Below are 17,081 nucleotides of genomic sequence, written 5' to 3'. Positions count from 1 at the left end.
CATGGAAAAAACACGCTACCCGGTTCCAGACGCCCCGCCCCCGCCACTGGGCGAATGCCTGCCGCTCTGGGCCCGCCGCTATGGCGACCATACGGCGCTGGTCGACGGTGAGCAGCGCCTGTCCTTCGCCGGACTCGACCACCGGGTTGAACGCCTGGCGGCCGGCCTGCACCGGCTCGGCCTGCGCCGTGGCGACCGCGCAATGCTGCAACTGCCGAACGGCATCGGCTTCGTGTCGGTCTGCCTGGCCCTGTTCCGCCTTGGCGTCATCCCGGTACTGGCAATGCCGACCCAGCGCTCGCGCGAGATCGAGGCACTGTGCCGCCTCGCCGAGCCGACGGCCTATTTCATTCCCGCGACGGCACACGGCTTCGACTATCGTCCGCTGGCAGCCAGCATCGCGGCCACCCGCCCGGCGCTGCAGGTGATTGTCGATGGCGATCCCGGTGAGGGCCCGTCGTCCTTCCGGGCGCTCGGCGACGTCGATGGCGAACCGGCGCGCTGGCCGGCCCCGGCGCCCGGCGAGGTGGCCGTGCTGCTGCTGTCCGGCGGCACGACCGGTACGCCGAAACTGATTCCGCGCACCCACGCCGACTATTTCTACAATTTCACCGCCTCGGCAGCGCTGTGCGCGCTGGGCAGCGACAGCGTGTACCTGGCCGTGCTGCCGGCCGCCCACAATTTCACCCTGGCGTGCCCGGGCGTGTTCGGAACGCTGGCCTGCGGCGGCACGGTCGTGCTTTCGGCCACCGCCAGTTGCGATGTGGCCATGCCGCTGATCGCACGCGAGCGGGTCACCCATCTGGCCCTGGTGCCGCCGCTGGCACAGTTGTGGGCACAGGCACGGGAATGGGAAACCAGCGACCTGTCCAGTCTGCGCGTCCTGCAGGTTGGCGGCTCGCGGCTGGCGCCGGCGCTGGCGCGGCAGCTGTCCGGCCTGTCCGGCGCGTGCCTGCAGCAGGTGTTCGGCATGGCGGAAGGCCTGCTGTGCTTCACCCGGCTGGATGATCCGCTGAATACCATTCTCCATACCCAGGGGCGCCCGCTGTCATCCTGGGACAGGCTGCGCATCGTCGACGAGCAGGGCCGCGAGGTCAACGAGGGCATGGCCGGCGAGCTGCAGACGCGGGGGCCGTATACCATCCGGCACTACTACCGCGCGCCGGAGCAGGATGCACTCAGTTTTACCGCCGATGGCTTCTACCGCACCGGCGATCTGGTGCGCCGGGATGGCGATGGCAACCTGATCGTCGAAGGCCGGCTGAAGGAACAGATCCAGCGCAGCGGCGAAAAAATCGCCATCGCCGACATCGAGTCCCAGTTGTGCGCACTGCCCGGCGTGCAGGCGGCGATCGTGGTCGCGGTTCCCGACCCGCTGCTTGGCGAGCGGATCTGCGCCTTCGTGCAGCCTGCGGGGGAACGGATACCCGACGGTCTGGCGCTGAATCAGGCGCTGAGTGCGCGCGGGCTGGGCCGCCTCATGCTGCCGGACCAGATCGAAACCCTCCACGCCTGGCCGCTGACACCGGTCGGCAAGATCGACCGGCGGCGCCTGGTCGCGCTGGCCATGGCCGCAGACCGCGCGCCCCCTCTCCGCCGCTACGCCGAGCAGCAGATCAGGGTGAACAGCGCGCCGCTGGAGCTGGCTGCCCGGCTGGCCGGCAAGCTGCCGACCCGGCACTACACGCTGTACGAGTGTCGCGGCGAGTGGAGTATCGGCATGGATGCGGCACTGAGCCTGGTCGTCGACGCCCGGGGAACGGTGCATCACAGCAACGGCACCTCGCGTGAAGGCAGTCGCCCGTGCGCCGGCATCGCCGAGGCGCTTGCCGACATTCCGTTCACTGACTGGCGGGCCTATGGCCGTGCCACGTTCGAGTTTGCACACCTGGCCTATGGCATTCATGCCACCAGCGACGGCGAGCCGCTGCTGCGCCTGTCCATCCCGCAGAGCGAGATCCGCCTGCGCGACGGGCTGGCCCTGATCCGCAGCCTCGACCCCGCGGCCCTGCCCGGGCTGGCTGCCCTGGTCATGGCCGGGGACATCCCGACCCGGTCCCCCCTGGGCAAGGCGATCGGCGTACTGGAAAACCGCGAGGCCGAAGCCCGCTTCAAACAGCAGGTATCCGCCGCCGTCGGTGAAATGCAGGCCGGTGACTACCAGAAGGTGATCCTGTCGCGCGCAGTCGAAGTGCCGTCATCACTGGATATGGTGTCCAGCTACCTGGCAGGACGCCGCGCCAACACGCCGGCACGCTCGTTCCTGCTGCGTGACGGCGATTTCCAGGCCTATGGTTTCAGCCCGGAAACGGTGGTGGAGGTCGATGCCCGCGGCCAGGTCAGCACCCAGCCGCTGGCCGGCACGCGCGCCCTGGCCGGCGAGACCGGCGAGGACGCACGGCTGCAGGGCGAACTGCTCGGTGATGCCAAGGAGATTGCCGAGCATGCGGTGTCGGTCAAGCTGGCAATGAGCGAGATGTCGGCCTTCTGCGATACCGACTCGCTCGGTGTCAGCGAATTCATGGACGTCTGCCGGCGCGGCAGCGTGCAGCATCTGGCATCGCGGGTGCGTGGCCAGCTTGCCACCGGTTGCCATGCCTGGGATGCGTTCGAGAAACTGTTCCCGGCCGTGACCGCCTCGGGCATTCCCAAGCGCGAGGCACTGGACAGCATTCGCCGCCACGAAGCACAGCCGCGCGGGCTGTACAGCGGCTGCGTGATGATCGTCGACAGCGATGGCGCGCTCGATGCCGCCCTGGTGCTGCGTTCGGTGTACCGCGACGGCAATCGTTGCTGGCTGCAGGCGGGCGCCGGACTGGTGCCGCTGTCCACGCCCGAACGGGAATGGACCGAAACCTGCGAGAAACTGGCCTGCGTGGCGCAGCACCTGCATACGGCCGCCGTCTAGGCAGCACCGCGCGCCCGGCCGGGCGCGCGGAACGCAGCCGTTCGCCGTGGCCAGCGGGCAAACTGGTACAGTGGGCGTTTATCCAGGATCTGAACCATGCCGGACACCTTGCGCATCGGCCTTGCCGAATCTTCCCGGGTCGACAGCATCAGCGCGCTGATCCGGTCACTGGCCAGCCATTTTGTCGCCACACCGGATGACGAGCAGGTCGGTCCGTTCCTGTATTCACTGCATCCGTCCTCGATTGCCGCCCTGATTGCAGACCCGGCTTTCCGCTACTACACCGCCACCCGCGGCGACACCCTGCGCGGCGTGATCGCGCTGCGCGACCGCACTCACGTTCACCACCTGTTCGTGTCCCCCGACGAGCACCGGCGCGGCATCGCCCGTGCCCTGTGGGAGCATGCGCTCGCGGAGGCACGCCGCCCGGGCGAGTACGGCGCCTTCACCGTCAACTCGTCGCTGCATGCGGTGCCGGTCTACGAGCGCTTCGGCTTCTGTGTCAGCGGCCCGGAGACCGAACGCAACGGCGTCCGCTTCGTGCCGATGCGGCGCGACTGAGCCGGAACCAGGTCCTGCCATGCCGCCCCTGCCCGCGACGATCCGCGACTTCATCCTCGGCCACCACGTGCTCAGCCTCGCCACTTGTGACGCCAATGGCCCGTGGGCAGCCAGTTGCTTCTATGCATTCGACCAGGCCGACGTCGCACTGCTGATCCTGAGCAGCGGCGAGACCCGGCATGGCCGTCACATGCGTGACCGGCCGCAGGTGGCCGGCACCATCAGCGGCCAGCCACAGGCCGTGCACGAGATCTGCGGCCTGCAGTTCACCGCCCGCGCCATCCTGCTCGAGCAGGACCTGCGCGACCGGGCGCTGCAGTGCTATATCGGGCGCCATCCCCAGGCCGGACTGCACACCGCGCCGGTCTGGCGCCTGGCGCTCGAACAGCTCAAGTTCACCGACAACCGGCAGCAGTTCGGCCACAAGACCCGCTGGTCGCGCAGCGGCAACTGAGGCCTGATCACGCTTCGGCCTGCACCAGCCGTCCGCCAGTTGACCGGCGTCCCCACGGCATGCTTTCGCTGCCGCGGGGATTTGTGCGCGCACCTCACCCGATGCGGATACCATGCCGGCCGACCCGATCAGGGGAACAGGCCCCGCGGGCTGACCTGCATCAACCCTGCCCCGGCATAAAGCCTTTTCTCCCGCTTCGACCCGTCGATTTGTGAGTATTCGTGAGCATATGTCGTTTTTTATACCGTATAAATATGCGGTACAGATGTAAAACCTCCTGCACGGCAAGGCCCACTCGACAGAAAAATAAATCATGCCCCCACCCAAATATGAATATCTTGATCGTAGAAGACTATAAGGAGTGGCGGCTGGCGCTAATGGATTATCTGGCCGACAGCGGCCACCATGTCGTCGGGCTCGATCGCCTCGCCACGATGCAGGAATATCTGCAGTCACCGGACCAGCACTCGCCCGACATATTGATTCTCGACGTCGGATTGCCTGATGGCGACGGCATGAGCACCCTGCCCGATCTGCGCCGGCGCTGGCCGATGCTGGGCATCGTCATACTGACCGGCCACGTCGGCCTGCAGGAGCGGATCAGCGGGCTGACCCAGGGGGCCGATTACTTCCTGACCAAGCCGGTCAAGCTGTCCGAACTCGGCGCCACACTGGCTGCGCTGGGGCGGCGGCTGGTTACCCGGGACAAGCATTCCGTCACCGCCGACGAAGACTGGTGCCTGCTGCCCGGCAGCCGGAAAGTCCAGGCGCCGGGGGGACAGCACATCCATCTGACCGAAGCCGAATTCCGCGTGCTGCACCGTCTGGCCTGCAGCCCGCATCTGCCGGTGCCGCGCAAGGACCTGGTGACCTCACTGGGCGGGCACCCCGATCTTTATGACCCGCACCGGCTCGAAGTCCTGATTCATCGACTGCGCTCGAAACTGTCTCCCAGCGGAATCAAACCGCTGTCGATACTGAGCGCCTATGGCATTGGCTATGTGTGTACCACCCCGGTGCATATTTCGGGCGACCCGGTCCTGACCTGAACCGGCAAGCCCCTCATCGAGCAAGGAATCAGATTGGCGTCGGGAGAAATCACTCGGGGAGTCATCACGCAAGTGCCGGTCCCTGCCAGCACCAGGCATTCTGCGCCCCGCGAGGCATTCCGGGACGCCGAATGCCGTTTGCTGCTGCAGTCCGTCAATGCCAGTGGCGCGGCGCTCTGCATCACGGATGGCGAAACGCGCGTGCGCTATGTCAACGAGGCCTTTGCCTGCCTGTCCGGCCATGCTCGCGCGGAGATGCTCGACAGGCCCATCCGCCAGTTCCTGGTATCGGATCGCGTGTCCGAATATCGCTTCCGCAAGGCGGTAAAGAAGATCCGCCTCGGCCAGCGCCATGAAACCGACCTGCTGCTGACCCGGCGCAATGGCCAGCGGCTGTGGGCACACCTGGATTCCAGCCCGGTCTTCGACCCGGACGGCAGCATCCGCCACATGGTCACCGTGCTGACCGACATTACCCGCACCAAGCTGCACGAGGTCCTGCAATGCGTGGTGATGGAAGCGCTGGTTCGCGAACAGCCGCTTGAGCACGTGATGACCCTGCTGTGCCGGGAGATCGAGCGCATGGCCCCCGATGCCATCGCCTCCGTCCTGCGCGTTGACCGGGACGGCATGCTGCATCCCCTGGCGGGCCCCAGCCTGCCGGCATCCTATCTGCGCTCGCTGGACGGCATGCCGTCCGGGCCATCGGCCGGTTCATGCGGCACGGCCGCTTTTCGCGGCGAGGCGGTACTGGTCACCGATGTGGCCCGCGACCCGCTGTGGACCGATTACCGCCAGCAGGCGCTGGCACTGGGGCTGCATGCCTGCTGGTCGGTGCCGGTCCACCACCGCGACGGACGGGTGGTGGCGACGTTCGCCCTGTATTTCCGCGATTGCCGCGGCCCGGACCCGCTGCACAGCCAGCTGGTGGCCATCGGTACCCACTTGTGCCTGCTGGCGATCGAGCGCGACGAGGCGCACCGGCATATCCGCCAGATGGCCTTCTACGATGCCCTGACCGGCCTGCCCAACCGCAGCCAGTTGCTGAGCCGGGCCAGCCAGATGCTGGTGGAAATGGCGCGGGAACAGGCCGGACTGGCCGTACTGTTCGTCGATCTTGACCGTTTCAAGCAGGTCAACGATGCACTCGGTCACGCCTGTGGCGACGAATTGCTGCGGATCGTGGCCGAGCGTCTGCGCAGCGTGGTCCGGGATTCGGACCTGGTGGGCCGCCTGTCCGGCGACGAGTTCGTGCTGGTGCTGCCGCGCTGCAGCGTCAGCCATGTCGCGGCCTTTCTCGAACGGCTGCGCGCGACACTGAGCGTGCCGGCGCGTATCGGCGACACCACCATGGTGCTGTCCGCCAGCGTCGGCGTCAGCCTGTTCCCGCGCGACGGCAGCGACATGACCAGCCTGCTGCGCCATGCCGACACCGCCATGTACCAGGCCAAGCGCGTCGAGCATGGCAGCTTCAGTTTCTTCTCGCCGCCCTGACGGCTACAGGAACATGCCGCCCGATGCTTCGATCCGCTGCCCGTTGATCCAGCGGTTGTCGTCCGACAGCAGCGAGGCGATCACACCGCCGATATCATCCGGCACCCCGACCCGGCCCAGCGCGGTCTGCGCGGCGATCCCGGCATTCATCGCCGCATTGTCGCGCACCACGCCGCCACCAAAGTCGGTCTCGATCGCACCGGGCGCCACCACATTGACAGCGATGCCGCGCGCCCCCAGCTCTTTGGCCTGGTAACGGGTCAGCACTTCAACCGCCCCCTTCATCGCCGCATAGGCGGCAAAGCCGGGCAAGGCAAAACGGGTCAGGCCGGTGGACACGTTGACGATGCGCCCGCCATCGCGGATCAGTGGCAGCAGCGTCTGGGTCAGGAAAAACACCCCCTTGAACTGGATGTTCACCAACTGGTCGAATTGCGCCTCGGTCGTTTCGGCAAAGGCGGCATGGATGCCGATGCCGGCATTGTTGACCAGATAGTCGAAATCGGTCCGCTGCCAGTGCGTCTGCAACACCGTGCGCAATTGTGCGGCGAAAGCGGCGAATGACGCGCTGTCCGCCACATCCAGCGGCAGCGCAACTGCTCGCCGGCCCAGCTGCCCGATCGCAGCCACCACCTCGTCGGCCTCGGCCTGGCGGCTGCGATACGTCAGCACCACGTCCACGCCCTTTGCCGCCAGTTTCAGCGCGGTATTCTTTCCCAGCCCCCGGCTGCCACCGGTGACGAGTGCGATACGGCTATCCATGTTCCTTGCTCCCTTTGCGTTGATGCCTCTGCTGAAATTCCTCAGCTGAAATCAGTGTATTGATTGATGCATGCCTGATAAATGCGCATTTTCTGACTAGACTGTTCATTCGTGACAAACAGCAAGAGGTGGCAATGAACCTGCTCGATGCCATGCAGATTTACCTTCGCGTCGCGGAGCTGGCCAGCTTTACCCGCGCAGCGGAGAGCATGGGACTGCCCAAGGCCAGCGTGTCCATTGCCATCCAGCAACTGGAAAGCCGGCTTGGCACCCAGCTATTGCATCGCACCACGCGCAAGGTGCAGATGACCCAGGACGGTCAGGCGTTCTATGAACGCAGCAAGGATCTGCTGGCTGATGTCGACGAGCTGCAGGGCCTGTTCCAGAGTGACGCGTCGGTTCTCAGCGGACGGCTGCGCGTGGACATGCCGGCAGGCATCGCCCGCCAGATCGTCATGCCGCAGTTGCCGGACTTTCTGCATGAGCATCCGCAGCTCGATATCGAGCTCAGCAGTACCGACCGGCGTGTCGATCCGGTGCGCGAAGGGTTCGACTGCGTGCTCCGCGTCGGCACCCTGCGCGACTCCAGCCTGGTTGCCCGCCCGCTGGGGCATGTCCGGCTGCTCAATTGCGCCAGTGCCGACTACCTGGCCCGTACCGGCATGCCCGCCACGCTGGAAGACCTGACCGGCCACCGGCTGATCCACTACGTGTCGACGCTGGGCACCAGGTCTGCCGGTTTCGAGTACGTCGATGCCATCCGCGGCGAAATCCGCCATCTGCCCATGACCGGCGCACTGACCGTCAACAACTCGACCTCCTATCAGGCAGCCTGCCTGGCCGGTCTCGGCCTGATCCAGGCCCCCGCATTCAGCGTGCATGAGCACCTTGCCAGCGGCCGCCTGGTCGAAGTACTGCCTGACTGGCGTGCGGCACCGATGCCGGTCTCGCTGCTGTATGCGAATCGCCGCCATCTGCCGAGGCGGGTCCATGTCTTCATGAACTGGATCGCCGCACTGATGCAGCCCTGTCTGCTGCCCTGAATCAGACTGGCTGGCACACACCATTCATCAGTTAATGGATGAGCTTGCTGGATTTTCATTCGCCATCATAAATACTTAACAAGACTCCCTCACAGGTGCCGCGGCCAAGCGGCAACCTCGTTTCTTTGCGTGCTCATTACATGATTCCTGTCTTGCCAGGAGATTTTTCATGCTATTTGATTCCAATGTATTCAACATGATCGACTGGTTTGCCGATGGTGTCGAACCGCGCACCGGCATGTATATCCGCACGATCCCGATTGCCACACTGCCCTCAAACAGCATTCAGGGTCCCATCCTGAATTTCATTCTTTATTTCAACCAGTTCAACAATATCGACTATGGGTTTGGCGTTGGCTGGGAGATGAGTCTGGCGCATATCGACAGCAATGCCGATGGCACACGCACTCTGGTATTGTCGAATGGCAACCGCTACAGAATACTGAGCGAAAGTGGCAGCACGGTCACCCTGCAATACAAGGTGACCAGGAATTTCAATTTTGTCAAAGACTCAGCCGACACTTATCGTGTCATCAACAAAGACGGCAGCATCGAAACCATTCAAAACGGGCGTGTCAGCAAAATCACGGCCCCCAACGGCAAGGCGATCCTGTTTGCCTGGAATGCAGACAACGCTTTCACCATTACCGACAGCAGCGGCGCCACGCTGGTCAGCAGCAAATGGGCCAGCAATACCCATATTGTCACTACCCCGCAATGCACACTGAACCTGCAATTCAGCGACCCTGCCACCAGCCCGGTGCGCGCACTGCTCAAGGTACTGGAAGGCAGTGGCAAGACATTGACGCTCTTGTACGAAATGACATCCCAGATTCACAATACCAGTTATTATTGCCTGTCCGGATTCACTTCCATCCTCAGCTATTATCAAAATGAAACCCTGACCTATACCCTGCTGGCCGGGCCGCCCGGCATCCCGGCCAGCGTCATGGCAGTCAGCGTCCGCGACACCTTCTGGTTCAACCAGAAAACAAAAGACAAAACAGAAAAAATCTCCATCAAAACAAACTATGCCTACATGCTGGCCAATTACCTGGGTTATCCATTGACTGAAGCGTGGACCACAGGTGTTGACAACCTGGAAAAAAACCATTCTTTCGAATTTGAAATCGCCGCCTCCACAGGCGGGACAAGAATCATAAGCCGCCGTTACAACAACTTCTATCTTCCCATCAGTCTTACCCCGCTGGAACCGGACCAGACCCCCTTCACGCCACGCAATGGAAAGCTGACTTCCTATTCCTATGCACTCAATACCGGACAAGATCAGGGTATCGATGCGCAGTCGCCCGCTTTTTCGCTCCCTACAGAGACACACCTGACGCGCCTCGGCATTGGGGACAAGAAGGAATTGGTGAGCACAACCAGCACGGTATACCATGCGTATGACAGTGACGGTAATCTCTCCACCCATACCAGCATCGAAGGCATTGTCACCCGTTACACTTACTATCCTGCCGAAGGACAAACACTGGACGACACCGTTTTATGTCCGGCCGACCCGAATGGCTTCGTCAACTACATTTCCAGCATGACCATCACACCGGGCAAAGAGGCGGGTACCGTCACCAGCCCCGTGAAAAAATACGAATACCAGTACAAGCAGATTTCCACACTCCCTATGGTGGTCAGGACACAGGAAGTTTTTTATGACACTTCCAGCCCGGATGTTTCCGCCAGGAACTATCTGCTGCAGAAAAAATATGGCTACGAAGAGAAGGATCCTGTCTTTACTGGTGCGCTGATTTCCATGGAAGTCAGCAAACCGGCACCGGGCAAAGATGACAAGGGGAAGCCGATAGTCATCTACCTGACGACCAGAACTTCTACTGCCTATAGCCTGGGGACGAATCCATCACAGCAAGCCACCGTAGCCATAAGCAGCACGATAACCGGATTTGACGGCAGTACGAAATCAACCAGCACCAGCCACCTGTCCCGGACCGGGGCAACGTGGTCCAGTACGGATGAAAACAATCTCACCACCACCTATGAATATGACGCGCTGGGCCGGGTGGTAAAAAAACACTACCCATGGGGACCGCTCGGTACGGAGATCGCCACGGACAGCACAAGTTATTCGGCGGCAAACAGCGCCGTCACGACACAGACTACCAGAGAAGCCTTCAAGAAAAAGGCCACCATGGACGGGTTCGGAAACATCGTGAGCGAATACTATATTACGGAACAGGAAATCGACAAAAAAATCATTGCCACGTTTTTTGAAATGAAAAGAAACACCTACAACAATCTCATGCAACTCGTCGAATCAACTGATTACGATTACACCCTGGAAAAGAAACTGATCTCCACGGAGAGAACGATATATCAGTGGAATATCTATGATGACTTGATCAAGAAAAAATCTCCGGACAAAAGCCAGCTCAGCTATGTGTATGACTATTACAACAATACCGCCAGCGCCACCCAGTCAGCCGGGTTGTACAGACAGATTTCTTTTTTCAACGCGCAGAATCAGCTTGTGACGCAAAAAAGAATCAATCTGTTCAAAAATCCACTAAACACACAGGCAGACCAGACAGACTCCTTTACCTATGACGGATATGGGAGGCAGATAACCACGACATCCGACATCGATGAAAATCTGACATACACCTACGATGCCTTTGACCGTGCCATGACAAAGAAAGGCAGCGTCAGTGGTACGCAACAGATAGATTACGCCCCGCACAGCACGGCGGAGCTGGCAACACGCCTGACGGTCGACCGCAAGGTGATGGGGACATCCGGTTATGATGGCATCGATCGCCTGACCAGTTCCACGGTCAATCTGGTTCAATCGACCAACGACTATTCCGGCTCCACGAGCCTGACCCAGCCGCGCGAAGTCCGTTATCAGAATGGACGCGTCTTTTCTTATACCTACAATGCAAGCCTGGGTCAGGTCGTCAGCCGCCACGTCAGGCAAACGCCCGCCAGCACCACCAATGTGGGGGTGCGATCCTTCTCTTATCAGGAAAAGACCGGGCTGCTGGCCTCGAGCTATTGCAGCAATGTCAATACTTCGTACAACCGGACGCTCGGCTACGATACCTTTGGCAATCTGTCCCGGGATGATGTCAACCAGGATGTGCTCAGTCATATTTCACCTGAAAAGTGCGAAACGCGAATTCTGTCAACCGTGCGAGGAAAGCCCCTTTCCATCGATATCATACTCACTCACTCTGCCTCCACTGACGACCCGCTGAATATCAGGAAAACCTATACCTACACCGCTGCCGATGGCAGCATTGACCAGATCGAAATTCTGGTCAATGACACGCTCAGATCGCGCTCAAAATTTCTGCGCAACACTGATGGATTTGTGACCAATATCGACAGCTACTGCTGGATCACGGAAGATTATTATTCCCGTATCCAGCTGCGAAAAAAATATGGTGCCTACGGTTTGATCACCGAGGTGAAATATGTTTTTTCCGATGGAAAAAACACCAAACCCATCACAGTTTACAACGCCACCTACAATAAAAGAAACACCCTGCAGACGCTCAAACTTCAGGTCCAGACCATCAATTGCACAGAAAATTACACTTACGATCGCACAGGATTTCTGACTGAATGGAAGGTTACTGGCGATCTGATGCTGGAAAATGAATACGCTAAAAACATCATTTCGCAAACCTTTACCCAGGATACAAGCGGCAATCTCCGCAAAGTAACGACCACGGCCGCGACGGGAGGTAACAGGAGCAATTACTACTATGACATCACGGGAAGCAAACTATCAGAAATCACCAACACTGACGTCAACGCCGTCGACAGGGCCGGGCTGGATTATCCCAGAGAAATCAAGCTGGAACAGGATGCGGAAGGTCATGTAGTCAAAGAAACGATAGGCGATACGGTACGTACCTTCTCCTATCTTGGCGAAGATAATTTTTCTGACATCATCACCTCGACCGGCAGCACACAAAGTGCATCAACATATTGCTACAACCCCTCCGGAAAAATCATAAAGACGCGCCATATCGAGGATGGCCAGCCAAGTTACCAGAGCCGGTTCTATGCGGAAGGTGAAATCATTGCTGATGTCAGTTATTCAGAAATCACCAATCCCCTGCTGCCTCCACGAAAAAAATCCTGCCAGATCTACCATCGTATCAATGGTGACATCCTGTTCATCACCCTGGCCGACACCGACCCCACGGACCGGAAATCATTGTATTTCACTACCTTTTCCTGTCTGAACCAGCTGAATGGCAGCCAGCTGGCAATTGGCCAGTACGAGAGGGCCTATACGAATGAGTATGCACCAGCGCTGTCCATCAAGGCCTTTTACCGTTACCACATCAACGGTCAAAATCCCTACGGCTTTACTTTCAATATCAAAAGTCAGCAGGTACTTGTCGAAAGGGGCATCTACAAAAAATACCCCAAAGGCAATATGGCCCTTTGGCGGAAAACACCGCCGGCAGTGGGGCCGACCCGAGGCCCCGATCCCTCGGATCCGGATGCCGGTCAACCCGCAGCCGCACCGGCCCCCCGGCCGGAAGATCCGGAGAGGTCTAGCGAGGCGCCTCGTTCCACGCCCGTTTGACCTCCAGCACCTGTGGCGGGGTCAGATAATGCGGCCCCTCGAACAGATACACCTGCTCACCCGTATAGGCACGCAACTGCGGCAGCATTTCGTCCGCCGTGGCGGCGCGGAAGCCGCCGCCCAGCGCCGGGCGGAATATCTCGGCAATCAGACGCACCCGGTCCTTGCCCAGTCGCCGCTGCAGCACTTTCAGGTAATCCATTGCCACGGAGGCATCGCGCGCATAGACCCCGACGCCATCCTGGAAAAACACGCCGACATCGGCCGGCAGCCAGGTATCCAGCCAGTCAGCCAGCGCATCCGCGCCAATACTGGAGTTGTCGTATACGCTGATCCACAGCGGGCGCGGCAGCTGGTTCAGCAGCGGGCCCAGTCTGGTCACGCCGGTCCAGGTCGGATCGGCCTCGACCGGAAAATACCAGCCACTGACGCGCAGAGGCGTCATCAATGCCGCCAGGCAGCGTGACCGCTCCACCAGCAATTCCAGACTGCGCCGCGCCTTGGGTTCGTCGAAATCGCCAGCCAGTCCCAGGATCACGTCCTGCGCCCAGGGCTCGGCGGCAATCCGCGACCAGTCCGGCAGATCGGTGATCGGCGTCGTGCTGTTGCAGCCATCGACGAAGTTGTAGTCCCCGGCCGCACTCCACTGCACCAGCAGTTTCCGCACGCCCAGCTGCTCCCAGTTGCCCTGCGGGTTGCGGGTCGGGTAGTCCGGTTGCCAGACCATGCCGACCACCGGCATGTCCGGTCCCCTGGCGGCCATGCTCGTCATGCTTGCTCCCAGCAACGCGCCGGACAACAGGATTGCCATGCCATGGCAAATTCGCATTCCAGACTCTCCGATTTCCAGCAGGATCTTGGTGGACGGGCATTGTCAATGAAACTGTCATCAACAATCCAGCATTCACTGTCAGATAAAGCTTTTGTATTCCCGATCAAATCTGCCGGTCTCCGCCCCGCCATGCTCCTGCCGGTGGCCGGGCCGGACACAGGGTGCGACAATTATTGCTTTCCAGCGCGGGGATCACCGGTCCGGAGCGGGCGAACAAAGCTTTTTTCCCCCGCATCAAAACCCGTCTTCACCTGCTTAATCTAGACTGCATTGATTGTTTCGAGCCCATTGTTTTCCCGCATTGCCAGGGAATCAAGCGCTTCGCATGCCGGAGCACACCACAGGGCCGGTCTCCGTCTATACCTAAGCAATAATGGCCTGGACGACACAATGACGGACAAATCGGATACCCGCCCGGCGCCTCTCCCCTGCGTGACGGCCCCGTTCCGGCATTTTCCTGCCGCCAAGAAAATTTTATGCCAGATACAAGATCGACAAGGGAATGCAATACGGCCTCCCGCTCTTACAGGATCGGCGCATGACCCTGCGTAAAACCTGCCTGCATGCCGCCGTGCTGATTGCCCTGTCCTGTGCGATCACGCCACTGGCCGGCCATGCCGCCCCGGTCCCCGCACCGCTGACAGGGGATGCCTGGCGTCTGGCCGACGAAGGCTACCGTGCCTACAACCGCGGCCTGTATGCGCAGGCGCAGGCGAAGGCCGAGGCCGCGCTGAAGCTGCGGCCGGATACCGACCGCCTGTACCTGCTGCTGGTCTATTCGCTGCAGAAGCAGGGCAAGATCGCCCAGGCCTTGCAGGTGGCCGACCGTGCCATCCGCGAAGGCCATGGCAATCCGGCACTGCGCGAGGCCAGGACCAATCTGGCCGCCGCGCCCGCAACCGGCGGCAGTGCGGCGCCGACCGATACCCCGGCCTATCGCAAGGGCTTCCCGATCGCGACCCGCGCCTACGATGAATTCAATGCCGGCAATCATGCCGCCGCCGCCCGCGACGCCGAACAGGCATTCCGCACCGACCCGAGCCAGGGCGCCTGGGCGCTGCTGTGGCTGGACGCGCTCGAAGCCCAGGGCCAGTACGATGCCGCCGACCGCGCGGTCACCACGTCGCTGGCACTCGGCGCGCGCAACAAGACTGACCTGGTGGCCCGCCAGCAGACGCTGCATCGCCGGCTGGCCATCCGGCCGGCCGAAGCCGGCTACCAGGCACTGATCAACGACCGCCCCGGCGACGCGGTACCGCTGGCGCGCGAAGCCGTCTCGCTGGCGCCGGACATTACCAGCCACCGGCTGCTGCTGATGACCGCGCTGATGCTGGACAATCACCTGCCGGAAGCCGAAGCCGCCGCCAGCGATGCGCTGGTCGCCGATGACGAAAGCACCATGTCGCTGGTGATGCGCGCCTACCTGCGCCAGCGTCAGGGCAAGACCGGTGACGCCAATGCCGACTTCGATGCCGCGCTGAAGCAGGACTGGCTGGACAACGACCAGCGCCGCAATGTGCAGCTGATTGCCGCCGATGCCGCCATCGCCTCCGGCGACGGTGCCCGCGCGACCAGTCTGCTGTCATCCCTGCCGGGCAACGACGTCGATGCCGGCAAGCGCCGCAAACAGGCTCGCGCGGCCCGGGCGCCGGCCAGGCCACTGACGCTGAGTGCGTATCCGCCGCCGCTGCAGGACTGCCACGACACCCCGTACGGCACATCGTGCGACCCGCTGCCGTCCGACGCCAGTGTCAGCGGCGACCCGGCCATGCGCGCCTATGCCGCCTATGGCCAGCAGGATTACCAGACAGCCATCACCCTGGCCCGCCAGGCGGTCGAACTGAATCCGGAGCGCGAGGTCAACCAGCGCCTGCTGACCACGGCACTGGCCGCCGGCAACCGTGCCCAGCAGGCCGAGGCGGCGGCCCGCATCGAGGCCGCCCTGGCCAAAAAACCGGACGACAGCGCCCTGCTGATGCAGCGCGGCTACCTGCGCCAGCGACTTGGCCAGCCGGCGCTGGCACTGGAAGATTTCCGCGCCGCCCGCGCCACCGGCAAGGCGCCGCCCACGGCCATCCTCGACGAAGCTTTCGCCATGTCCGGCACCGGCGACAAGCGCGGCGCGGTCGGCATCCTGAAACAGGCAATCGACGAGGCCGACGCCGGCCGGCTCGAACTCGACCCGCAGCAGCGCTACAACACCCGCGCCGGCATTGCCGGCCTGTCGCGCGAATGGGGCGCAACGGTATCGGCCGGTTTCCGCGGTTCGCGCCCGGCCGCCTCCGGCGCAGCCGGCGCGGCAGTCACCGTGCCCGGCGACGCGGTATTCAGCACGGCCGAAGTGTACTGGCGGCCGTCGGACTTTCTGAACACGTCGACCCGGGTGTTCGAGGTGTACGGGCGGGTGTCGAATACCTTGTATGACAGCGGTAGCAAGACGAATTCGCAGACCGTGGACAATCCGTGCTACGGACTGCTCCCCGGGCAGCCCCGCAAGCTTGATGTCAACGATGCAACGAACAATGGCCTGACCGGCTTTCCGACCACCGTTGGTGCACTGGGTTTCCGTTTTACCCCATCGACGGAAGCCGGATTCACTTTCGGTCTGGAACGGCGTTTCAATCTCGGCACAGGCACTTATCGCGGCACGCTGACGCCGGACAGCAAGCAATACCAGTGCGCGGCTATCAGCAGTGCCTATCGCGCACAGCGAGCACTGGAGCTTCTACCCGGCGTGACCGCACAGCAACTGCAGGAAGCAGGACTTGGCGACGGCAATCTGGAAACCCGCTACACGACGCATCAGGGCGATGGCGGCTGGCTCGCCTATATGACCTACGGCTTCTACGAGGGCACAGGATTGCGTGTCGACCTGCCAAACTGGCTGACTATCGAAGGCTATGTCCAGGCTGGCTACACCTGGCAGGATCAGGCAGCCAACGTGCGCCTGCGGAACGTCACCACCAATCAGGATGTGGCTACCGCATCCGGACGGCTCAGACAGGATCAGGGATTCGCTGCAACTGAATTGCGCTTTGGCCGCAGTATCCGGCTGGATGCCATCTCCGACCGGCTGATCGTCTTCCCGTATGTCGTTATCGGCGCTGACTGGCTGTGGCAGAAAAACAAGTTCAGCGTAGACAACTTTGCCCTGTCCAATGCGTCCTCGGAACTGGCGGCCATGTTTAACGGCCTGTCCGGGAACCTGCAAAACAACGGCTCCACCTGGTCGCTCGGCGCCGGTCCCGGTGTGAACTTCCGCTACTGGTTCCGCGAAGACCACTACAATGCGCCCCGCTCGTATCTGGACTGGACCACGCAGTACCGGTTCAACATCGGGGGCGGCGAGGCGGACCGGGCCAAGGGCCTGTTCATGAACGTGACACTGTCGTACTGAGC

The 17,081-nt window shown here is 61.8% G+C and carries 10 protein-coding genes; 8 read left to right on the top strand and 2 right to left on the bottom strand.

Translation table 11 applies throughout. The annotated features are described in order from the left end of the window. Position 1: 1 nt before the first annotated feature. From DFO50_RS19885 to DFO50_RS13075, 5 genes are all read left to right on the top strand, one after another. Positions 2-2,908, top strand: coding sequence for a salicylate synthase (locus DFO50_RS19885; protein WP_112692691.1), 2,907 nt, complete (start codon positions 2-4; stop codon positions 2,906-2,908). Between the two features lie 96 nt (positions 2,909-3,004). Continuing rightward, positions 3,005-3,469, top strand: a complete 465-nt coding sequence (locus DFO50_RS13090; protein WP_028499370.1) for a GNAT family N-acetyltransferase — start codon at positions 3,005-3,007, stop codon at positions 3,467-3,469. 19 nt (positions 3,470-3,488) lie between these two features. Continuing rightward, positions 3,489-3,923, top strand: a complete 435-nt coding sequence (locus DFO50_RS13085) for a pyridoxamine 5'-phosphate oxidase family protein (protein WP_158537461.1) — start codon at positions 3,489-3,491, stop codon at positions 3,921-3,923. A 254-nt stretch (positions 3,924-4,177) separates the two neighbouring features. Then, positions 4,178-4,972, top strand: a complete 795-nt coding sequence (locus DFO50_RS13080; RefSeq protein ID WP_112692689.1) for a response regulator transcription factor — start codon at positions 4,178-4,180, stop codon at positions 4,970-4,972. Positions 4,973-5,110: 138 nt separating this feature from the next. Further along, on the top strand, positions 5,111-6,466 hold the full coding sequence (locus DFO50_RS13075; protein ID WP_146745088.1) for a diguanylate cyclase domain-containing protein: 1,356 nt from the start codon (positions 5,111-5,113) through the stop codon (positions 6,464-6,466). 3 nt (positions 6,467-6,469) lie between these two features. Here the strand turns inward: DFO50_RS13075 and DFO50_RS13070 are convergent, their stop codons facing one another. Continuing rightward, positions 6,470-7,228 carry an SDR family oxidoreductase gene (locus DFO50_RS13070; RefSeq protein WP_112692688.1) on the bottom strand — a complete coding sequence of 253 codons (759 nt, stop codon included), beginning with the start codon at positions 7,226-7,228 and terminating at the stop codon, positions 6,470-6,472. Between the two features lie 134 nt (positions 7,229-7,362). Here DFO50_RS13070 and DFO50_RS13065 point away from each other — a divergent pair, with 134 nt between their 5' ends. Both DFO50_RS13065 and DFO50_RS13060 read left to right on the top strand, forming a co-directional pair. Further along, positions 7,363-8,271: a LysR family transcriptional regulator gene (locus DFO50_RS13065; RefSeq protein ID WP_112692687.1), complete on the top strand. Its 909-nt coding sequence runs from the start codon at positions 7,363-7,365 to the stop codon at positions 8,269-8,271. Between the two features lie 169 nt (positions 8,272-8,440). Further along, a complete protein-coding gene (locus DFO50_RS13060) occupies positions 8,441-12,850 on the top strand; it encodes an RHS repeat protein (RefSeq protein WP_112692686.1) in 4,410 nt (1,469 codons plus the stop codon). Here the strand turns inward: DFO50_RS13060 and DFO50_RS13055 are convergent. Beyond that, positions 12,819-13,679: a hypothetical protein gene (locus DFO50_RS13055; protein WP_112692685.1), complete on the bottom strand. Its 861-nt coding sequence runs from the start codon at positions 13,677-13,679 to the stop codon at positions 12,819-12,821. The genes DFO50_RS13060 and DFO50_RS13055 overlap by 32 nt on opposite strands. Positions 13,680-14,220: 541 nt before the next feature. Here DFO50_RS13055 and DFO50_RS13050 point away from each other — a divergent pair. After that, a complete protein-coding gene (locus DFO50_RS13050; RefSeq protein ID WP_112692684.1) occupies positions 14,221-17,079 on the top strand; it encodes a tetratricopeptide repeat protein in 2,859 nt (952 codons plus the stop codon). Positions 17,080-17,081: the final 2 nt, after the last annotated feature.

The organism is Microvirgula sp. AG722, assembly GCF_003269145.1.
In the GTDB taxonomy this organism is placed as follows: domain Bacteria; phylum Pseudomonadota; class Gammaproteobacteria; order Burkholderiales; family Aquaspirillaceae; genus Microvirgula; species Microvirgula aerodenitrificans.
This window is presented reverse-complemented; position numbering and strand designations above follow the sequence as displayed.